This window comes from Streptomyces sp. NBC_00019, assembly GCF_045041015.1.
GTDB lineage: Bacteria > Actinomycetota > Actinomycetes > Streptomycetales > Streptomycetaceae > Streptomyces.
Window position 1 is genome coordinate 7,240,040 of record NZ_CP108302.1, and the last position, 20,610, is coordinate 7,260,649.

Genomic DNA, 20,610 nt, shown 5'->3' on the forward strand with positions numbered 1-20,610 from the left:
TCGATGCCGATCTCGGCGGCCGCCCGTCCCGTACGACATCCACCCCCTCGGCACGCAGTTACCTCCCTCACCGCAGCGCCCGGTTCACCGCCGACAGCACCGCCTGGACGGAGGCGCCCCGGCCCTCGCCGGCGCCCCAGGCCGGGACGTCGTCCGTCTCGCACTCGGCGTAGGCCGCCGTGCCGTCCTCGGCGAAGTCCCGGACGCGGACCGTGAATCCGGCGCCGGCCAGCGCATCGACGAACGCGGTCACCGGGCCGGCGCCGGTGCCCTCGTAGTCGCCCGTACGATCCCCCGTGCGCAGGGTGCAGACGAAGCGGTGCGCGCCGGACTCGTCCCGGTGGACCGACCAGGCCTCCAGGGCGACCTCTCCGTCCGTCACGACGTACGTGGAACGGAACAGGTCGTACAGCTCCTTCGGCGTCATCTCCCGCCCGCTGTCGTCCGTGGCCTCCTGGACGACCCGCGAGAAGTCGGGCCGCATGCGGGCCGGCAGGTCGATGCCGTGGTGGGCCTTGAGCAGGTACGCCATTCCGCCCTTGCCCGACTGGGAGTTCACACGGATCACCGCCTCGTAGGAACGGCCGATGTCGGCCGGGTCGATCGGCAGGTACGGGACGTCCCAGGGCGCGTCCGGGTGCTCGGCCCGGCGGGCGAAGCCCTTGCTGATGGCGTCCTGGTGCGTCCCCGAGAAGGCGGTGTGGACGAGGTCCCCGGCGTAGGGGTGGCGGGGATGCACCGGCAGCCGGTTGCAGTGCTCGACCGTCTCCTTCACCGCGTCGATGTCGCTGAAGTCGATCATCGGGTCCACACCCTGGGCGTACAGGTTCAGCGCCAGGGTGACCAGGTCGACGTTGCCCGTCCGCTCCCCGTTGCCGAACAGACAGCCCTCGACCCGCTGCGCCCCGGCCAGCACGGAGAGCTCGGCGCAGGCGACGCCGGTGCCGCGGTCGTTGTGGGGGTGGACGGAGAGGATGACCGAGTCGCGGCGGGACAGTTGGCGGTGGAAGTATTCGATCTGGTCGGCGTAGACGTTGGGGGTCGCGATCTCCACTGTCGCCGGGAGGTTGTGCGTGACCGGACGGTCCGGGCTCGCGTCCCACAGCTCGGTCAGCCGGTCGCACAGCTCCAGGACGAAGTCCGGCTCGGTGAGGTTGAAGGTCTCGGGCGAGAACTGGAAGCGGACTCCGGGCGCTGCCCGCCGGACCATGTGCTCGGCCGCCTCCTTCACCGTCCGCCACACCTCGTCCCGGTCCCGGCCCAGGACGACGTCCCGCCACACCGGCGAGGTCGCGATGTACAGGTGGACGACGGCACGGGGGAGGCCTTCGATCGAGTCGAAGGTCCGGTCGATCAGCTCGCGCCGGGCCGGGGTGAAGACGACGGGGGTGACGTCGTCCGGTACGGCGCCGTCGGACACCAGATGCCGTACGAAGTCGAAGTCGGTCCGGCTCGCGGACGGATAGCCGACCTCGATCTCCTTGAAGCCCATGGAGACCAGCAGGTCGAAGAAGCGGCGCTTGCGCGGGGTGTCCATCGGCTCGGCCAGCGCCTGGTTGCCGTCGCGCAGGTCGACGGGGACCCAGAGCGGGGCACGCTCGACACGGGCGGAGGGCCAGCCGCGGTCGGTGACGGGGACGTCGACGCGCTGGTCGTAGGGGCGGTAGCGGTGGAACGGCATGGCACTGGGCCGCTGCGGATTCCAGGTGAGGGTCATCGTCTGCTGCTGCCTTCGTCGGCTCGGTCGGACGGTGACCGGCAGCACGGCGACCCGCGGCGGGGTGCCGGTCGCGTCAGGCCCCGCCGCGGCAGCCGAGAAGAAGACCGCGGAACGTCATAAGGGCTACGCTAACCACTCCTCAGCTCCTCAGACAAGTGAAAATGACTGAGGTACGGAAAACTCCTCAGACAAGTTGGTGAACGGACGATGTCGCCAGGTCCCCTCCGCCCCAGCCCCTTGGTGGAACAGGCCGCCGAGCGTCTGCGCGAGCAGATCGCCTCCGGTCACTGGGCGGTCGGCAGCAAGCTGCCCGGCGAGACGACGCTCGCCAGGGACCTCGGCGTGGGCCGCTCGACGGTCCGCGAGGCGCTCCGCGCGCTGGCCGGCGCGGGTCTGGTGCAGCCCCGCCAGGGCGCCGGCGTCTTCGTCCTCACGACCGAGCCGACGCGGGACTGGCCCACCCGGCTGCGGCGCGCCGCGGTCACCGACGTCTACGAGGTCCGCATGGCGGTCGAGGTCCACGCGGCCCGCCTCGCCGCACGTCGGCGTACGCCCGAGGACGTGGCGGCGATGGAGGCGGCGCTGGAGGGGCGCCGGGAGGCTTCGGGCGCGGACGACACGGCGTTCGTCGACGCGGACATCGCCTTCCACGCGGCCGTGGTGGCGGCCGCGCACAACCCCGTGCTCGACGACCTGTTCGCGGAGTTCACACCGGTCCTGCGGCAGGGCCTCATCGACCTCCTGTCCCTGACCGGCCTGCGCACGCACGACCCCAACACGGCGGACGAGGCGCACGAGGCGATGGTCCGGGCGATCGCGGACGGGGACGCGGAGGCGGCGGCCGAGGTGGTGCGCGAGGAGTTGGAGGATCCCTTCGCGGGCCAGGACAGGGCTAGGACGCCTTCCTCCGGTACTGCCCCGGCGCCACCCCGTACTCCCTCTTGAAAGCCTTGGCGAAGGCGAACTCCGAGGTGTAGCCGGTGCGTCGGGCGACCAGACGCAGGGGCAGGTCGTCCTCGCGGAGCAGCCGGCCGGCGGTCGTCATGCGCCACCACGTCAGATACGTCAGCGGCGGGCGCCCCACGAGCGCGGTGAACCGTCGGGAGAAGGCCGCCCGGGACAGGCCGCCGTGGGCGCCGAGTTCCTCCACCGTCCAGGGGCGGTCCGGGGCGGCGTGGATGGCCTGGAGCGCCGCCGCCACCGCGGGGTCGGCGAGCGCGGCGGCCCAGCCGGTCGGGTGCCCGCCGGTGTGCGCCTCGCCCTGCCACCAGGCGCGCAGGATGTAGAGCAGCAGGGTGTCCAGGAGCGAGGAGACGATGGTGTCCGACCCCGGCTGCGGCTCCACCAGTTCCGTGCCCAGCAGCTCCACCGCCGCCCGCAGTGACCGGTGGGTGCCGACTCTGGCGGGCAGATGCACCACCTCCGGCAGCTCGGACAGCAGGGGGTGGGCCCGGCTGCGGTCCAGCCAGTAGGCACCGCACAGCATGACGGTGTCGGGGGTCGTCGTGGACTCCCTCGCGGGGGAGGGGAGTTCGGGGAGACTCCCGTCCGGGTTCAGCCGTACGACCTCCGGCTCCACGTCCAGTCCGCTCGCCAGCGCGTACCCCCGCCCGTGTGCCAGGAACACCACGTCCCCCGGTCCGAGCGCCACCGGCTCGCCCACCGTGGGGATCAGCCAGGCCGACCCCCGCAGCACCACATGGAACCCGGCACCCTCCGAGTCCTCGATCCGCATCCCCCAGGGCGCGTACTTGTCCCGGCGCCCCGAGTGCGGCCGGCCGGCGCGCATCGCGGCGATCGCGTCGCTGAGTACGTCCATGTCCGCAACGGTAGCGGGGAGTTGGGGGAGGGAGACGTACGGACAGGTAAGGGAGACCGGCGGACATGGATCGTCTCGCCCCGGACTCCTAGCGTGGACGCCATGTCAACTACCGCACGTACCGTGCTCTTTCATGAAATCGGCGGACCTGATGTCCTCAGGATCGAGGACGTGACCGTGCCCGCGCCGGGCCCCGGTCAAGTCGCCGTACGTATCGAGGCGTTGGGCCTCAACCGCGCCGAGGCCCTCTTCCGCTCGGGCACCTACTACTACCAGCCCGCCCTCCCCGCCTCCCGCCTCGGCTACGAGGCCTCCGGCGTCGTCGAGGCGATCGGCGAGGGCGTCACCGAACTCGCCGTCGGCGACCCGGTGACGACCGGACCCGGCATCGAGATGAGCGCACAGGGTGTGTACGCGGAGCGGGTCGTGCTGCCCGAGAGCGCGGTACTGCCCCGCCCCGCCTCCGTGGACGCCGTCACGGGGGCGGCGTCCTGGCTGACCTACACGACGGCGTACGGCGGCCTCCTGGAGACGGCCGGCCTGCGGCCCGGCGACCACGTCCTGATCACGGGCGCCTCCAGCGGGGTCGGCACCGCCGCGATCCAGGTCGCGCGGCGCATCGGCGCGATTCCGCTGGCGACGACTCGTACGGAGGCGAAGCGGCAAGGTCTGCTGGACGCGGGGGCGGCGGAGGTGATCGTCTCCGGGGGCGACGCCGAGACGGTGGCCAAGGAGGTCAGACGGCTCACCGGCGGCCGGGGCGCCGAGGTGATCTTCGACGCGATCGGCGGTCCCGGGTTCCGCCCGCTGGCCGAAGCGCTCGCGGAGGGCGGCACGGTCCTGGTCTACGGCTGGCTGGACCGCCGTCCCGCCGAGATCCCCTGGAACTGGCCGTTCACGATCCACACGTACGCCAACATGACCCTCACCGCGACACCGGGGGGCCGCCGCCGCTCCACGGCGTTCCTGAACGCGGGGCTGGCGGACGGGGGGTTCCGGCCGGTGGTGGCCGAGGTCTTCGACGGGCTGGACCGTATCCAGGACGCTCATCGGCTGATGGAGTCGAACCGGCACACGGGGAAGATCGTCGTACGGATCTGAGGCCGCCCGGAATACCCCCCGGCCCTCCCGGGTTGCCCTGCTCAGACGCATGCACATGCATCGACCTTGAGAGGGCTGTCATGAAGATCGGCATCATCGGCGCGGGACAGATCGGCGGCAACCTGACCCGGAGGCTCACCGCTCTCGGTCACGAGGTGTCCGTCGCGAACTCCCGCGGCCCGCACACGCTCACCGAGCTGGCGAAGGAGACGGGTGCGACGCCCGTCCCGGTCGAGGAGGCTGCGCGTGGCGCGGAGGTGGTCGTCGTCACGATCCCGCTGAAGGCGATCCCCGACCTGCCTTCGGGCCTCTTCGCCGAGGCGGCGGACGGGGTCGCGGTCATCGACACCGGCAACTACTACCCCCGGCAGCGCGACGGCCGGATCGCCGCGATCGAGGACGGGGGCCTCACGGAGAGCCGCTGGACGGAACAGCACCTCGGCCATCCCGTGATCAAGGCGTTCAACGGCACCTACGCCCAGGACATCCTGGACCGCCACCGCCCGGCCGGCACCCCCGACCGCCAGGCACTCCCGGTCGCGGGCGACGACGCGGCGGCCAAGTCGAAGGTCCGCGCCCTGATCGACGAACTCGGCTTCGACACGGTCGACTCGGGCGGCCTCGACGAGTCCTGGCGCCAGCAACCGGACACGCCGGTGTACGGACTGCGGGAGGGCGTCGAGGCGGTCTCGAAGGCGCTGGCGGAGGCGAGCCCGGAGCGCCCGGCGGACTTCCGCGGCTGAGCGCTCCGCTGGACCAGCCGCGATGTGCAGTCGCTCGTCAGCGGCGCCGTCGTGGCTGGTCGCGCGGTTCCCGACCGGCGTCAGACGATCTCCAGCGGCACGTGCGGTCCGTCGGGAAGCTCGACCTTGATGGCATCCCCGGGCCGCACGACGCCGCCTTCGAGAACGACGCTCATGATCCCGGACTTGAACCGCACCACGCCGCTCTCGTCCCGCCCGACGACCTGCTTCATGAGCCCCTTCTGGAAGTTGTCGATCTGCGCACAGGGATTCCGCAGCCCGGTCACCTCGACGACGGCCTGCGCCCCAAGATGCAGCCGAGCCCCGAACGGCAGCCCCAGCAGATCGATCCCCCGAGTGGTGACGTTCTCCCCGAGCTCCCCGGCACCCACCTCGAACCCGGCCTCCCGCACCTCCTCGAACAACTCCTCATGGATGAGGTGCACCTGCCGCAGATTCGGCTGCGAAGCATCCTTCTCCATCCGAAACCGATGCTTCACCGTCTCCCCGGCATGCACATCCCCCTCCACCCCGATCCCGGCGAGCAGCGTGATGCTCTCCCGGTTCGGCTTGGTGAACGAATACGTCCCATTGCTGCTGACGGCAGCGACTGTCCCACCCATGCCGAGCAGCATAAATGCGGTCAGGCGTTCTCCGCCCACGCCCGCAGAGCGGCCTTGCTCGCGAAGTCCGCGACGTTCTTGTCCACCGGATCGTCGGTGTACTGGTGGAAGAGCCACTTCGCCTTGATACGGGGCTTGCCCGCGGTCACGTAGTCGGCGATCCAGAGGGCGTCGCCGGCATAGGAAGTCTTGTCGATGCCCAACCAAAAGTTGCGGTTGCAGTAGAGGACGACCCTGTTGTCCGGCCGCAGCTCCTTCAGCTTCCGGATGAACCGGTCCTTCTCCGCGTTGGTCGCGTGCGTCCCGTCCCCGGTCGTCTCCCAGTCCACCGCGAGGATCTCGCCGGCCCGCTCCGGGGCCTTGCTGACGAAGTGTTCCGCCTGGGCGGTGAGGTTGCCCGGCCAGAGGAAGTGGTAGTAGCCGACGACCAGGCCGGCGTCGCGGGCCGTCTTCGTCTGGGCCGCCAGTTTGGGGTTGGTGTACGTGCGGCCCTCCGTCGCTTTGATGAAGACGAAGGAGAAGCCGTCCGTGTCGTAGGAGGAGGACTGGTACGAGCTGACGTCGATGCCGCGCAGCATGGGGGACTCCTCGAAATGCCGTAGGGGGACAGGAGTTGGAGTACCCCACACCTTAAGGCGAAGGGGAGTTCAGCACTCGATGATGTTGACCGCCAACCCGCCCCGCGCGGTCTCCTTGTACTTCACCGACATGTCCGCCCCGGTCTCCTTCATGGTCTTGATGACCTTGTCCAGGGACACCTTGTGCGAGCCGTCCCCGCGCATCGCCATCCGCGCCGCGGTGACCGCCTTGACCGCGGCCATGCCGTTGCGTTCGATGCAGGGGATCTGGACGAGGCCGCCGACGGGGTCGCAGGTCAGGCCGAGGTTGTGTTCCATGCCGATCTCCGCGGCGTTCTCGACCTGTTCCGGGGAGCCGCCGAGGACCTCCGCGAGCGCGCCCGCGGCCATCGAGCAGGCGGAGCCGACCTCGCCCTGGCAGCCGACCTCGGCGCCGGAGATGGAGGCGTTCTCCTTGAAGAGCATGCCGATCGCGCCCGCGGCCAGCAGGAACCGCACGACCCCGTCCTCGTCGGCGCCCGGCACGAAGTTGATGTAGTAGTGGAGGACGGCCGGGATGATGCCGGCGGCGCCGTTCGTCGGGGCCGTGACGACCCGGCCGCCCGCCGCGTTCTCCTCGTTCACCGCCATCGCGTAGAGCGTGATCCACTCCATCGCGTGCGCCAACGGATCGCCCTCCGCCCGCAGTTGGCGTGCCGTGACGGCGGCGCGGCGCTTGACCCGCAGCCCGCCCGGCAGGATGCCCTCCCGCGACATGCCCCGTGAGACGCAGGCCTGCATCACCCGCCAGATCTCCAGCAGGCCCGCGCGGATCTCCTCCTCGGTGCGCCAGGCACGCTCGTTCTCCAGCATCAGCGCGGAGATCGACAGCCCCGTCTCCCGGGTCACGCGCAGCAGTTCGTCGCCCGTGCGGAAGGAGTACTTCAGGACGGTGTCGTCCAGCTTGATCCGGTCCTCGCCCACCGCGTCCTCGTCGACGACGAAGCCACCGCCGACCGAGTAGTACGTCTTGGACAACAGCTCCGCACCCGCCGCGTCGTACGCCCACAGCGTCATGCCGTTCGCGTGGTACGGCAGTGCCTTACGCCGGTGCAGGACGAGGTCGTCGTCGAAGGAGAACGGGATCTCGCGCTCCCCGAGGAGCTTCAGGACCCCCGTGTCCTTGATCGCCGACACCCGCTCGTCCGCCCCCTCCACGTCGACCGTGCGCGGAGACGCTCCTTCGAGTCCCAGCAGCACCGCCTTGGGGGTGCCGTGGCCATGGCCGGTCGCGCCCAGGGAGCCGTAGAGCTCCGAGCGGACCGAGGCGACGTCGGGCAGCAGGCCCTCGTTGCGCAGACGGCGGGCGAACATACGGGCCGCACGCATCGGGCCGACCGTGTGCGAGCTCGACGGGCCGATGCCGATCGAGAACAGGTCGAAGACCGAGATGGCCACGGGAACTCCTTGCGAAAGGGTGGGGGCACACGTCATCGGGTGCCCCCACCAGGGAACTACTTGTTCAGGCCGGGGTACAGCGGGTGCTTGTCGGCGAGGGCCTTGACCCGGGCCTTCAGGCTTTCGACGTCGGCTCCCTGGAAGGGAGAGGGCGCCTTCAGTGCGGAGGCGATGACGTCCGCGACCTCGGTGAAGTCCTCGGCGGTGAAGCCGCGGGTGGCCAGCGCCGGGGTGCCGATCCGCAGGCCCGAGGTCACCATCGGGGGGCGCGGGTCGTTGGGGACGGCGTTGCGGTTGACGGTGATGCCGACCTCGTGGAGACGGTCCTCGGCCTGCTGGCCGTCCAGCTCGGACTCGCGCAGGTCGACCAGGATCAGGTGGACGTCGGTGCCGCCGGACAGCACGTTCACGCCGGCCTCACGGGCATCCGCGGCCGTCAGCCGCTCCGCGAGGATCCGCGCGCCTTCCACCGTACGCGCCTGGCGCTCCTTGAACTCCTGCGAGGCGGCGACCTTGAAGGAGACCGCCTTGGCCGCGATCACATGCTCCAGCGGACCGCCCTGGAAGCCCGGGAAGACGGACGAGTTGAGCTTCTTCGCGAAGGCCTTCTTCGCCAGGATGATCCCGCCGCGCGGACCGCCGAGGGTCTTGTGCGTGGTGGAGGTGACGACGTCGGCGTGCTCGACCGGGTTGGGGTGCAGTCCGGCGGCGACCAGGCCGGCGAAGTGCGCCATGTCGACCCACAGGTACGCCTCGACCTCGTCGGCGATCCGGCGGAACTCGGCGAAGTCCAGCCGGCGCGGGTAGGCGGACCAGCCGGCGATGATCACCTTGGGGCGGTGTTCCTTGGCGAGGCGTTCGACCTCGGCCATGTCGACCAGGCCGGCGTCGTCCACGTGGTAGGCGACCACGTTGAACTGCTTGCCGGAGAAGTTCAGCCGCATGCCGTGGGTGAGGTGGCCGCCGTGGGCCAGGTCCAGGCCCAGGATGGTGTCGCCGGGGGAGGCCAGCGCGAACAGCGCTGCCTGGTTGGCGGAGGCGCCCGAGTGCGGCTGGACGTTGGCGTATTCGGCGCCGAACAGGGCCTTGACCCGGTCGATGGCGATCTGCTCGGCGACGTCGACGTGCTCGCAGCCGCCGTAGTAGCGGCGGCCCGGGTAGCCCTCGGCGTACTTGTTGGTCAGGACCGAGCCCTGGGCCTCCATGACCGCGACCGGCGCGAAGTTCTCGGAGGCGATCATCTCCAGGGTGGACTGCTGGCGGTCCAGCTCGGCGTCGACCGCGGCGGCGACATCCGGGTCCAGCTCGTGCAGGGACTGGTTGAGAAGCGACTTCTCGGACATGTGGTGCTACGACCTCTCAGCCGGCGGAAAAGGCGGTGTACTCGTCGGCGGAGAGCAGGTCGGCCGGCTCGTCCGCGATGCGTACCTTGAACAGCCAGCCGCCCTCGAAGGGGGCGGAGTTCACCAGCGACGGGTCGTTGACGACGTCCTCGTTGACCCCGGTGACCTCACCGGAGACCGGGGAGTACAGGTCGGAGACCGACTTGGTCGACTCCAGCTCGCCGCAGGTCTCGCCCGCGGTCACCGTGTCACCGACCTCCGGGAGCTGCACGAAGACGACATCGCCGAGGGCGTTGGCCGCGTGCTCCGTGATGCCGACCGTCGAGACGCCGTCCTCGGCGCCCGACAGCCACTCGTGCTCCTTGCTGTAGCGCAGCTGCTGGGGGTTGCTCATGGCCTGAATTCTCCTGTACGCGGGGGAGTGCTGGTGGATGGGGGACTGCTGGAAACGTGCGTGAGCAGCGGAAATGTGCGCAGGGTCACGCGCGGGCGCGCGACCTCGCGTCCAGTGTCTACTTCTGGCGCTTATAGAACGGCAGAGCCACGACCTCGTAGGGCTCGTGGCTGCCCCGGATGTCCACACCGACTCCGGTGGTGCCCGGCGCGGCGTGCGCGGCGTCGACGTAGGCCATCGCGATCGGCTTGCCCAGCGTGGGCGAGGGGGCGCCGGAGGTGACCTCGCCGATCACCTGGCCGTCGGCGACCACGGCGTACCCGGCGCGGGGGACCCGGCGGCCTTCGGCGATCAGGCCGACGAGGACGCGCGGGGGGCTGTCCTGAGCTCGGGCGGCGGCCACGGTGAGCGCCTCGCGCCCGACGAAGTCGCCCTCCTTCTCGAACTTCACCACGCGCCCGAGGCCCGCGTCGAAGGGGGTCAGCTCGGTCGACAGCTCATGCCCGTACAGCGGCATGCCCGCCTCCAGGCGCAGCGTGTCCCGGCAGGACAGACCGCAGGGGACCAGGCCGACGCCTTCGCCCGCCTTGGTCAGGGCCTGCCACAGCTCGACCGCGTGCTCGGGCTTCACGAACAGCTCGAAGCCGTCCTCGCCCGTGTAACCGGTGCGCGCGATGAGCGCCGGGACGCCGGCGACCGTGCCGGGCAGCCCGGCGTAGTACTTCAGTCCGTCGAGGTCGGCGTCGGTGAGCGAGGCGAGGATCCCCGGCGACTCCGGGCCCTGGACGGCGAGCAGCGCGTACGCGTCGCGGTCGTCCCGCACCTCGGCGTCGAAGCCGGCCGCACGCTCCACGAGCGCGTCCAGGACGACCTGGGCGTTGGAGGCGTTCGCGACGACCATGTACTCGGTCTCTTGGAGCCGGTAGACGATCAGGTCGTCGAGGATGCCGCCGTCCTCGCGGCAGATCATGGTGTAGCGGGCGCGGCCCACGCCGACGGAGGCGATGTTGCCGACCAGGGCGTGGTTCAGGAGGGCGGCCGCCTGCGGTCCGCTCACCGTGATCTCGCCCATGTGCGAGAGGTCGAAGAGCCCGGCCTTCGTGCGTACGGCGTTGTGCTCGTCGCGCTCGGAGCCGTAGCGCAGGGGCATGTCCCAGCCGGCGAAGTCGGTCATCGTCGCGCCGAGCGAGCGATGCAGGGCATCGAGCGCGGTAAGGCGGGGTTCATTGCTCATCGGACGGTTGTCTCCCAAGGCATGACGGGCGAGGTCGTTCCTCCCCATCTGTCATCGGAACCTGAGAGGTTCGCCATGACCGCAGGGGACATGACTTGCACCTTGGGTGGAGCCGCCGGAGGGCGGCTCGCTTTTCAGATGTGCCTCGCCCGCGCGGTAACGGGGCCTGAGAGATTCAAGGGAGGGACTTGCTCCTTCGGCGCCCGGGCACTCGTACGAGAACGTACGGCCCGGAACTCTCCCGCGCGGATTCAAACGGCCGGTATGCAGTTGGCGCGGACATCATTGCACGCATCCGTCCGGCGGGGCAGGGGTGGCTCCCACAGAGGTCGCACAGCCTCCACCGTCACTCGCCGCACCCTGTAGCAGGCCTGTTGCGAGAAACGGACGGAAACAGGAGGCGCCGCGGATTACCTTCTCTTTACACTCGACGGGGATGGGAACTCGTGACCCGCCCCAGGGGAGGACGATCACGGTGAACAGGACCACTGCGTACGCCACCACCTCGGCCGTCGCGCTGCCCGCACAGCCGGCCGCTCCGGCCCGGGAGACGTGCGCGGAGCAACCGGTCGTCCGCGACCTGCGCGACCGCGCCGGCCACAGCCCGCACGCCCTGCTCTTCGCCCCGGAGGACCTGGTCGTGATCACCGGTCTGCCCGGCAGCGGCAAGTCCACTCTGATGCGGCGGGCGGTCAAGGGCATACGGATCGACTCCCAGGACACCCGCGACCGCTGGGACGAGCGGGCGCCGCGCTTCCTGCCGTACGCGATCTACCGTCCCCTCGTCCGCGTCGCCCACTACTTCGGTCTGTTCCGTGCCCTGCGCTCCGGCAAGGGTGTCGTCGTGCACGACTGCGGCACCCAGTCCTGGGTGCGCGGCTGGCTGGCCCGCGAGGCCCGCCGCCGTGGCGGCAGCCTGCATCTGCTGCTGCTCGACGTCGCGCCGGACACCGCGCTGGCCGGTCAGCGCGAGCGCGGCCGCGGCGTCTCGAAGTACGCCTTCCTGCGGCACCGCACGGCGGCCGCCCGGCTGATCCGCTCCGTGGCCAAGGGCGACCTGCCGCAGGGCGTCGGCTCGGCGGTGCTGCTCGACCGGGACGCGGCGGACACCCTGCGCCGGGTCGGTTTCACGGGCTGACCTCAGCCGCCTCCGTACCCGCTAGCCTTTTCAGCCACAGACAAGCCACAAGCGGCAGCACTCGGCAGGCGGACGGACAGATGGCATTCCCGGCACAGGCACACCCCCATCCGCACGGCGGCGGATGGCCCGGCAACGAGCTGGAGGAGGTGCTCTCGGCCTCCCTCGGCATGCCCGCGGCCGGCGGCCGGATCATCGAGGTCCTGGGCCGGAGCTTCGTCTGGATCCCGCTGCCGAACGGCGGCGGCCCGCACAGCGGCCCCCTGGACCTGCCCAGCATGGAGATCGAGGGCCAGGCGTACGTCCCGGTCTTCAGCTCCGAGGAGCAGTTCCGGCAGGTCGCGGGCGGGCACATGGCGTACACGATCGCGCCCGCGGTCGAGTTCGCGCGCGGTCTGCCCCCGCACATCGGGATCGCCGTGAACCCGGACGGTGTGGTCGGCATCCCGCTCCCGCCGCCGGCCGTCGCCGAGCTCTGCCGCATCGGCCGCACCCCGCTGGACGGCCCCAACACCGGCGGCCGCGTCAAGCTCTACGAGCCGGACTGGCAGGAGGACCCGGTCGACTTCCTCGCCACCGCCTCCGCCGAGTTCGCCGCGACCGGCGTGGTCCTCACGGCCCGCCGCTGTCTGGCCTCGATCGAGACGGCCGAGCCCGTGATGTTCGTGGGCGTCGAACTCTCCCAATGGGAGGGCGACCTGCGTACCCTCCCGATGGACGCACTGGGCCGCGCCCTGACCCGGACCCCGGTGAGATGGCCGGTGAATCTGGTCCTTCTCGACGTAGCGGATGACCCGGTGGGCCACTGGATGCGAGAAAAGGTACGTCCGTTCTACACACAGGGTCACTAGACCCACCCAGGGGCGCGGGGAACTGCGCGACAAGCCACGACGTACCGGCACCCCGCAGACCACCGCAAGCCCCGAGCCGTCACCGCTTAAGCTGTCGGCAGACACACGCAACTTTCCCGAAGGGGCGGTAGAAGGTGAGCGCGAGCGGCACCGCCGCGACCGGCCAGGTCGAGCACATGCTGCGCCAGGTGACGCCGGGGCGATACGACGCCTACGAGGCACTCCTTCGCGCCCTCGCCACCCCCTCCTCCGGCCAGATCTGGATGCTCCTCTGGCATGGCCAGTCGGGCTCGCCCGACGCCCAGTACGGAAACATGGAGGTGGGCGGGTACGGATACGCCCCGTGCGTGACCTCCGCCCAGGAGCTGAGCGCCAGTGGGTGGAACCGCTCCTACGAGGTCGTCGACGGGGTCGACGTCGCCCGCACCCTCTACCCCGACCACTTCGGCCTCTGGCTCAACCCGCACGCCCCCGGCGGCGGCGTCGGCATCCCCTGGCTCGACCTGCGCCGGATCGCCACCGGCCTGGAGCGCCAGCCCGCCGGCCCGCTGCGACTGTCGGAGCCCGGGATCGAGATTCCGCAGTTCTACGGCCTGATCGCGCAGAACGCCCACCGCACCCCGGCCATCCGCTCGCTGCGCCGCGCCTGGGTGCAGCCCGCGCTCGGGGCGCCGTATCTCGCCATCGGTCTGGATGTGTACGACACCAGTCCGCCCGCCGTGGACTCGGTGCGCGCGATGATGCAGCAGTCCATCGGAGCGGTCCCGGACGGGCTGCCGGTGTCGACCGTCGCCATGTCCGACGAGTACGACCCGGTCGCGATGTGGATGCGCGGAAGCGCCCGCCCCTTCTACGACCGCGAGGCACATGCCGCGGCTCCGGCCCAGGCCCCGGCGGCCGGGTACGGCTACCCTCCGGCACCCGGCGGCTACTGATCCAGACCGGCACAGGCTCTTCTGTTACGGGAGTGTATCTGCGCGCGTAGATGAGGGCAGAAGACCCCTATGAGGCCCTCATTGTCCCAACTGGTCCCCGTCCGGCGGCCGTTACCCGGCGTCCGGATAACGGAACCCTCCTAGCCGCATCACGTTTATGCATCCTTTCACCGCCAAGTCTGGCAACAGATCGCCAAAGCGTTGAAGACTCCCGCAGCAGGGGTGGGTTCGCCCCTGTGTACGACGGACTGATCACGCCGCCACAGCGGCAAGTGAAGGCCGGCTACCGCCGGTTGAGAGGGGCCCCTGCCAGATGACGGCACCATTGCACGAGCCGACCGCGGAAGCGGCCCCGAGCGCGGCCGAAGAAGCGGCGGTTATCAGCGCCGACGCCAAGGCCGTACAGGGGCGTTCCCTGGGACGGATCGCCTGGGAGCGCCTGAAGCGGGACAAACTCGCGCTCGCGGGCGGCATTGTCGTGCTCTTCCTCATCGTCGTCGCTCTGCTCGCGCCGGTGATCACCAGCCTGTACGGGCAGGACCCGAACACGTACAACGACAAAGACCTGATCGACCCGCTGTTCGGCACCCCCAAGGGGTCCTTCGGTGGTGTCAGCGGCGACCACTGGCTGGGTGTCGAGCCGGTCAACGGCCGGGACATCTTCGCCCGGGTCCTCTACGGCGCCCGCATCTCCCTGCTCGTCGGCTTCCTGTCCGCGATCGTCGCCGTCGTCATCGGCACGGTCCTGGGCATCCTGGCCGGCTTCTTCGGCGGCTGGATCGACTCGGCCATCAGCCGGGTCATGGACGGTCTGCTGGCCTTCCCGCAGCTGCTCTTCATCATCGCGCTGGTCTCCGTCATGCCGAACCAGATGCTGGGACTGACCGGCACCGACGTGCGCCTGTTCGTGATGATCCTGGTCATCGGCTTCTTCGGGTGGCCCTACATCGGACGCGTGGTGCGCGGCCAGACGCTCTCGCTGCGCGAGCGCGAATACGTCGAGGCGGCCCGCTCGCTCGGCGCCGGGCGGTTCTACATCCTGTTCAAGGAACTGCTGCCCAACCTGGTCGCGCCGATCATCGTCTACACGACGATGATGATCCCCACCAACATCCTCACCGAGGCGGCGCTCAGCTTCCTGGGCGTGGGCGTCAAGCCGCCCACGGCCTCCTGGGGGCAGATGCTCTCGAACGCGATCGACTACTACAAGTCGGACCCCACGTACATGGTGGTCCCCGGTGTAGCGATCTTCATCACCGTTCTGGCCTTCAACCTCTTCGGCGACGGCGTGCGTGACGCGCTGGACCCGAAGGGTTCCCGCTGAACTGCCGTACACAAAGCGTCCCGTGGCACCAACACGGGGTCTCTCATCAAAACCGGAGGATCCGAGATCGTGACTACCCAACGCACCTCAGGGCGGCGGAAGCAGGCGTTTGCCGCTGTCGCCGCGGTCGCCGCGCTGCTGACCACGGCGGCGTGCGGCGGCGGTGATGACGGCGACAGCAACAACAACAGCTCGGGCGCGGCCGGCTTCAACGCCGCGAACAACAAGGTCGCCCAGGCCTCGCTGGCCAAGAAGGGCGGCGAGCTGAAGTTCGCCGGTGCCCAGGACGCCGACTCGTGGGACACCACGCGTGGCTACTACGGCTTCATGTGGAACTTCGCGCGCTACTACAGCCGTCAGCTCGTGACGGGTGCCCCCGCGCCGGGCGAGAAGGGCACCGAGCTCACGCCGGACCTCGCCAGCGGTCTCGCCAAGGTCTCCGACGACGGCAAGACCTACACGTACACCCTGCGTGACGGCATCACGTGGGAGGACGGCAAGCCGATCACGTCCAAGGACGTCAAGTACGGCATCGAGCGCGTCTGGGCGCAGGACGTGCTGTCCGGCGGTCCGGTGTACCTGAAGGACGTCCTCGACCCCAAGGGCGAGTACAAGGGCCCGTACAAGGACACCTCCGCGGACAAGCTGGGTCTGAAGGCCATCGAGACGCCGGACGACAAGACCGTCGTCTTCAAGCTGCCCGAGGCCAACGCCGACTTCCAGGAGATCCTCGCCCTGGTCTCGGCCTCCCCGGTCCGCCAGGACAAGGACACCAAGTCCAAGTACGGTCTGCACCCGTTCTCCTCCGGCCCGTACAAGTTCCAGTCGTACAGCCCGGGCAAGGACCTGGTCCTGGTCCGCAACGACAAGTGGGACCAGGCCTCGGACCCGATCCGCAAGGCGTACCCGGACAAGATCTCGGTCAAGTTCTTCTCGAACGCCAACGACCTGGACGCCCGTCTGCTCGCCGGTGACTACGACCTGGACATCAACCAGACCGGTCTGTCCCCGCAGGGCCGCACCAGCGCCCTCCAGGAGCACAAGGGCAACCTGGACAACCCGGTCTCCGGCTACATCCGCTACGCGGTCTTCCCGCAGACGGTGAAGCCGTTCGACAACGAGCACTGCCGCAAGGCCGTCATCTACGGTGCCGACCACGTCTCGCTGCAGACCGCGCGCGGTGGCCCGGTCGCCGGTGGTGACATCGGTACCAACATGCTCCCGCCGACCGTTCCGGGTTCCGAGGGCCAGTCCTACGACCCGTACGAGCTCTCGGGTGCCAACAAGAACGGCAACGTCGCCAAGGCCAAGGAAGAGCTGAAGGCCTGCGGTCAGCCGAACGGCTTCAAGACCACCATCGCCGTGCGTAACAACAAGCCGGTCGAGGTGGCCACCGCCGAGTCCCTCCAGGCCTCGCTGAAGAAGGTCGGCATCACCGTCGACATCGAGCAGTACGACGGCTCGCAGACCTCCGGCATCATCGGCAGCCCCTCGAACGTGAAGAAGAAGGGCTTCGGCATCATCATCATGGGCTGGGGCGCGGACTTCCCGTCCGTCCAGGGCTTCGGTCTGCCGCTGTGGGATGGCAAGTACATCCTGGAGAGCGGTAACAACAACTTCGCGATGATCGACGACAAGAAGATCAACGGTCTGTTCGACACCTACGTGAAGACGCAGGGTGACGCGGAGAAGCTGCAGCTCGCCAAGGACATCAACCACGCGGTGATGGACGGTGGCTACTACCTGCCGTTCGTCTTCGAGAAGTTCGTGAACTGGCGCGGTGACCGCCTGGCCAACGTCTACACGTCGGACAACTACAGCGGCATGTACGACTTCGTCAACCTCGGTCTGAAGTCCTCGAAGTAATCCCGGCACACCCGCCGAACGGCACGAAAGGCAGGTGAAGGCCGGCGACGTGAGATCGCGGGTCATCGGACGACCTCCGGTGGCCCGCGGTCCGCGGCGGGCCGAGAGCTGTGCTCGCTTACCTCATCAGGCGGCTGTTTGCCGCCGCAGTGATGCTCGTGGTCATCATCATGGTGGTCTTCGGCATCTTCTTCCTCGTCCCCAAGTGGGCGGGTGTCGACGTCGCCCTGAGCTTCGTGGGCAAGCAGGCCGACCCCGCCGCTGTCGAGGGCGTGCGGCAGAAGCTGGGACTGGGCGACCCGATCTACGCTCAGGTCTGGGAGTTCTTCAAGGGCATCTTCGCGGGCCGCACCTATGTGGGCGGCGGCGACGTCATCCACTGCTCCGCGCCGTGCTTCGGCTACTCCTTCCGCAGCGAGCAGGCCGTCTGGCCGGTGCTGACCGACCGCTTCCCGGTGACCCTGGGGCTCGCGCTCGGTGCCGCCGTACTCTGGCTGATCCTCGGCGTCTCGGCGGGTGTGCTCTCCGCGCTCAAGCGGGGCAGCCTCTGGGACCGCGGTGCGATGGTCGTCGCGCTCGCGGGTGTCTCCCTCCCGATCTACTTCACCGGTCTGCTGAGCCTGGCGATCTTCTCCTACAGCCTGGGCTGGATCGAGGGCGAGTACGTGCCCCTCGAGGACAGCTTCACCGGCTGGCTCGGCGGCATGATCCTGCCCTGGATCACCCTGGCTTTCCTCTACGCCGCGATGTACGCCCGGATCACGCGCGCCACCATGCTGGAGATCCTCGGCGAGGACTACATCAGAACCGCGCGCGCCAAGGGCCTCAAGGAACAGGTCGTCATCGGCAAGCACGCCATGCGCTCCACGATGACGCCCATCCTGACCATGCTCGGTATGGACCTCGGCGCCCTCATCGGCGGCGCGATCCTGACCGAGACCACGTTCAGCCTCCCCGGCCTCGGCCAGGCGGTGCTGAACGGCATCAAGAACCAGGACCTGCCCATCATTCTGGGCGTCACCCTGATCACTTCCGTAGCCGTGCTGATCGCCAACCTCGTGGTGGACGTCATGTACGCCGTGATCGACCCCCGAGTGAGGCTCGCATGACCGAACTCAGCAAGAGCGGAGCAGCCGTGGGCGAGCCCACCCCCGCTTCGCCCGCGCCGACCGCCTTCCTGGAAGTGCGCGACCTGAAGGTGCACTTCCCGACCGACGACGGTCTGGTCAAGTCCGTCGACGGGCTCAGCTTCCAGCTGGAGAAGGGCAAGACCCTCGGCATCGTGGGCGAGTCCGGCTCCGGCAAGTCGGTGACCTCGCTCGGCATCATGGGCCTGCACACCGCCGGCCAGTACGGCAAGCGCAAGGCGCAGATCTCCGGCGAGATCTGGCTGGACGGCACCGAGCTGCTCACCGCCGACCCCGACCACGTGCGCAAGCTGCGCGGCCGTGACATGGCGATGATCTTCCAGGACCCGCTGTCCGCGCTGCACCCGTACTACACGATCGGCCAGCAGATCGTGGAGGCGTACCGCATCCACCACAAGGTGGACAAGAAGACCGCCAAGCGCCGTGCCGTGGAGATGCTCGACCGTGTCGGCATCCCGCAGCCGGACAAGCGGGTGGACAGCTACCCGCACGAGTTCTCCGGCGGTATGCGCCAGCGCGCGATGATCGCGATGTCGCTGGTCAACAACCCCGAACTGCTCATCGCGGACGAGCCGACGACCGCCCTGGACGTGACCGTCCAGGCGCAGATCCTCGACCTGATCCGGGATCTGCAGAAGGAGTTCGGCTCCGCGGTCATCATCATCACCCACGACCTGGGCGTCGTCGCCGAGCTCGCCGACGACATTCTGGTGATGTACGGCGGCCGGTGCGTCGAGCGCGGTCCGGCGGAGAAGGTGTTCTACGAGCCCCGCCACCCCTACACCTGGGGTCTGCTCGGCTCGATGCCGCGCCTGGACCGTGACCAGCAGGAGCGCCTGATCCCGGTGAAGGGCTCCCCGCCCTCGCTGATCAACATCCCGTCCGGCTGCGCCTTCAACCCGCGCTGCCCGTACGCGGACATCCCGAAGGACGACGTCACCCGCACGGTCCGCCCCGAGCTGTCAGAGGTGGGCAGCCAGCACTGGGCCGCCTGCCACATGTCGCAGGAGCAGCGGGAGCGTATCTGGATCGAAGAGATTGCGCCGAAGCTGTGAGCGAGGACAAAGTGAGCATCCCTGCGCAGAGCGAAGGCACGGTGATCACCAAGGGCGACGCCGCCCCTGGCGAGACCCTGCTGAAGGTGACCGGGCTCCAGAAACACTTCCCGATCAAGAAGGGCCTGCTCCAGCGGCAGGTCGGCGCGGTGCGCGCGGTCGACGGCATCGACTTCGAGGTCAAGTCCGGCGAGACCCTCGGTGTCGTGGGCGAGTCGGGCTGCGGCAAGTCGACGATGGGCCGGCTGATCACCCGGCTGCTCGAACCGACCGCCGGCACGGTCGAGTTCGAGGGCAAGGACATCACCCACCTCGGGGTGAGCGGTATGCGTCCGCTGCGCCGCGATGTGCAGATGATCTTCCAGGACCCGTATTCGTCGCTGAACCCGCGCCACACCATCGGCACGATCATCGGCGCCCCCTTCAAGCTCCAGGGCGTCACGCCCGAGGGCGGCATCAAGGCGGAGGTCCAGCGGCTGCTGTCGGTGGTCGGTCTCAACCCCGAGCACTACAACCGCTACCCGCACGAGTTCTCCGGCGGTCAGCGTCAGCGCATCGGCATCGCCCGCGCGCTCGCGCTCAACCCGAAGCTCGTGGTGGCCGACGAGCCGGTCTCCGCGCTGGACGTGTCGATCCAGGCCCAGGTCGTGAACCTGCTGGACGACCTTCAGCAGGAACTCGGTCTGACGTACGTGATCATCGCGCACGACCTCTCGGTCGTCCGGCACGTCTCGGACCGGATCGCGGTGATGTACCTCGGCAAGATCGTCGAGCTGGCGGACCGTGAGTCGCTGTACCGGGCGCCGATGCACCCGTACACCAAGGCGCTCATGTCGGCGGTGCCGATCCCGGACCCGCGGCGCAAGAACGCCAAGAGCGAGCGCATCCTGCTCAAGGGTGACGTGCCCTCGCCGATCTCCCCGCCGAGCGGCTGCCGCTTCCACACCCGGTGCTGGAAGGCGACGGAGATCTGCAAGACGACCGAGCCGAAGCTCATCGAGCTCAAGCCCGGTCAGCAGGTCGCCTGCCACCACCCGGAGAACTTCGAGGACCAGGCCCCGCAGGACACCGTCCTGCTGACGGTCGCCAAGGAGGCGGCCGAGCTGGTCGCCGACGAGGTGCTCGCGGAGTCGGCGGAGACGTCGGCCGCGGTGGCGGCGGAGGTCGCCGAGATCGCCGCCGAGGAGACGGAAGAGCCTGAAGCTCCTGCCGAAGAGCCTGAAGCTCCTTCCAAGGAGAAGTAAGTCCTGTCAGCGAGCCCCCGCCTTCATTTGTAAGGCGGGGGCTTACTGCTGGGTGAG

19 protein-coding genes and 1 riboswitch are annotated in these 20,610 nt (G+C 69.3%); of the genes, 11 read left to right on the forward strand and 8 right to left on the reverse strand.

The genetic code is table 11. The features are described 5' to 3' along the window. Nucleotides 1–67: 67 nt before the first annotated feature. Nucleotides 68–1,717 (reverse strand): 2-isopropylmalate synthase, encoded by a 1,650-nt coding sequence (locus OHU89_RS34295; protein WP_405648751.1) that lies wholly within the window; start codon nt 1,715–1,717, stop codon nt 68–70. A 210-nt stretch (nt 1,718–1,927) separates the two neighbouring features. Here OHU89_RS34295 and OHU89_RS34300 point away from each other — a divergent pair, with 210 nt between their 5' ends. Beyond that, the gene (locus OHU89_RS34300) at nt 1,928–2,665 is read left to right on the forward strand and encodes a FadR/GntR family transcriptional regulator (protein ID WP_405648753.1); all 738 of its coding nucleotides are present in this window, start codon (nt 1,928–1,930) and stop codon (nt 2,663–2,665) included. Here OHU89_RS34300 and OHU89_RS34305 read toward each other — a convergent pair. Continuing rightward, the gene (locus tag OHU89_RS34305; RefSeq protein WP_405648755.1) at nt 2,613–3,539 is read right to left on the reverse strand and encodes an AraC family transcriptional regulator; all 927 of its coding nucleotides are present in this window, start codon (nt 3,537–3,539) and stop codon (nt 2,613–2,615) included. The two genes, OHU89_RS34300 and OHU89_RS34305, sit on opposite strands and share 53 nt — an antisense overlap. Before the next feature lie 102 nt (nt 3,540–3,641). Here OHU89_RS34305 and OHU89_RS34310 point away from each other — a divergent pair, with 102 nt between their 5' ends. Both OHU89_RS34310 and OHU89_RS34315 read left to right on the forward strand, forming a co-directional pair. Beyond that, nucleotides 3,642–4,640, forward strand: coding sequence for a zinc-dependent alcohol dehydrogenase family protein (locus OHU89_RS34310; protein WP_405648758.1), 999 nt, complete (start codon nt 3,642–3,644; stop codon nt 4,638–4,640). Nucleotides 4,641–4,699: 59 nt separating this feature from the next. After that, on the forward strand, nt 4,700–5,383 hold the full coding sequence (locus OHU89_RS34315; RefSeq protein WP_405654780.1) for an NADPH-dependent F420 reductase: 684 nt from the start codon (nt 4,700–4,702) through the stop codon (nt 5,381–5,383). 80 nt (nt 5,384–5,463) lie between these two features. Here OHU89_RS34315 and OHU89_RS34320 read toward each other — a convergent pair whose 3' ends face one another. From OHU89_RS34320 to gcvT, 6 genes are all read right to left on the reverse strand, one after another. Next, complete coding sequence (locus OHU89_RS34320) at nt 5,464–6,006, reverse strand: MOSC domain-containing protein (RefSeq protein WP_405648759.1); 543 nt, start codon at nt 6,004–6,006, stop codon at nt 5,464–5,466. Nucleotides 6,007–6,026: 20 nt separating this feature from the next. After that, complete coding sequence (locus tag OHU89_RS34325) at nt 6,027–6,584, reverse strand: glycoside hydrolase family 25 protein (RefSeq protein WP_405648761.1); 558 nt, start codon at nt 6,582–6,584, stop codon at nt 6,027–6,029. A 69-nt stretch (nt 6,585–6,653) separates the two neighbouring features. After that, nucleotides 6,654–8,021 carry an L-serine ammonia-lyase gene (locus tag OHU89_RS34330; RefSeq protein WP_266887791.1) on the reverse strand — a complete coding sequence of 456 codons (1,368 nt, stop codon included), beginning with the start codon at nt 8,019–8,021 and terminating at the stop codon, nt 6,654–6,656. Between the two features lie 56 nt (nt 8,022–8,077). Then, nucleotides 8,078–9,364: a serine hydroxymethyltransferase gene (glyA, locus tag OHU89_RS34335; RefSeq protein WP_405648763.1), complete on the reverse strand. Its 1,287-nt coding sequence runs from the start codon at nt 9,362–9,364 to the stop codon at nt 8,078–8,080. Between the two features lie 16 nt (nt 9,365–9,380). After that, the gene (gene gcvH, locus OHU89_RS34340; RefSeq protein WP_266887787.1) at nt 9,381–9,758 is read right to left on the reverse strand and encodes a glycine cleavage system protein GcvH; all 378 of its coding nucleotides are present in this window, start codon (nt 9,756–9,758) and stop codon (nt 9,381–9,383) included. 118 nt (nt 9,759–9,876) lie between these two features. Continuing rightward, nucleotides 9,877–10,992 (reverse strand): glycine cleavage system aminomethyltransferase GcvT, encoded by a 1,116-nt coding sequence (gcvT, locus tag OHU89_RS34345; protein WP_405648767.1) that lies wholly within the window; start codon nt 10,990–10,992, stop codon nt 9,877–9,879. A 144-nt stretch (nt 10,993–11,136) separates the two neighbouring features. Next, nucleotides 11,137–11,246: riboswitch (glycine riboswitch) on the reverse strand. A 221-nt stretch (nt 11,247–11,467) separates the two neighbouring features. Here gcvT and OHU89_RS34350 point away from each other — a divergent pair. From OHU89_RS34350 to OHU89_RS34385, 8 genes are all read left to right on the forward strand, one after another. Then, the gene (locus OHU89_RS34350) at nt 11,468–12,130 is read left to right on the forward strand and encodes an AAA family ATPase (RefSeq protein WP_405648769.1); all 663 of its coding nucleotides are present in this window, start codon (nt 11,468–11,470) and stop codon (nt 12,128–12,130) included. Nucleotides 12,131–12,210: 80 nt separating this feature from the next. Beyond that, a complete protein-coding gene (locus tag OHU89_RS34355; RefSeq protein WP_405648772.1) occupies nt 12,211–12,981 on the forward strand; it encodes an enhanced serine sensitivity protein SseB in 771 nt (256 codons plus the stop codon). Between the two features lie 134 nt (nt 12,982–13,115). Next, nucleotides 13,116–13,916: an enhanced serine sensitivity protein SseB C-terminal domain-containing protein gene (locus OHU89_RS34360; protein WP_405648775.1), complete on the forward strand. Its 801-nt coding sequence runs from the start codon at nt 13,116–13,118 to the stop codon at nt 13,914–13,916. Nucleotides 13,917–14,229: 313 nt separating this feature from the next. Then, complete coding sequence (locus OHU89_RS34365) at nt 14,230–15,240, forward strand: ABC transporter permease (RefSeq protein ID WP_266887777.1); 1,011 nt, start codon at nt 14,230–14,232, stop codon at nt 15,238–15,240. A 69-nt stretch (nt 15,241–15,309) separates the two neighbouring features. Then, on the forward strand, nt 15,310–17,106 hold the full coding sequence (locus OHU89_RS34370; RefSeq protein ID WP_405648778.1) for an ABC transporter substrate-binding protein: 1,797 nt from the start codon (nt 15,310–15,312) through the stop codon (nt 17,104–17,106). A 110-nt stretch (nt 17,107–17,216) separates the two neighbouring features. Continuing rightward, nucleotides 17,217–18,215, forward strand: coding sequence for an ABC transporter permease (locus OHU89_RS34375; RefSeq protein WP_266887773.1), 999 nt, complete (start codon nt 17,217–17,219; stop codon nt 18,213–18,215). After that, a complete protein-coding gene (locus OHU89_RS34380) occupies nt 18,212–19,309 on the forward strand; it encodes an ABC transporter ATP-binding protein (protein ID WP_266821713.1) in 1,098 nt (365 codons plus the stop codon). The genes OHU89_RS34375 and OHU89_RS34380 overlap by 4 nt, the downstream gene beginning before the upstream one ends. 11 nt (nt 19,310–19,320) lie before the next feature. Beyond that, the gene (locus tag OHU89_RS34385) at nt 19,321–20,553 is read left to right on the forward strand and encodes an ABC transporter ATP-binding protein (protein WP_405648783.1); all 1,233 of its coding nucleotides are present in this window, start codon (nt 19,321–19,323) and stop codon (nt 20,551–20,553) included. The last annotated feature ends 57 nt before the right edge of the window (nt 20,554–20,610 follow it).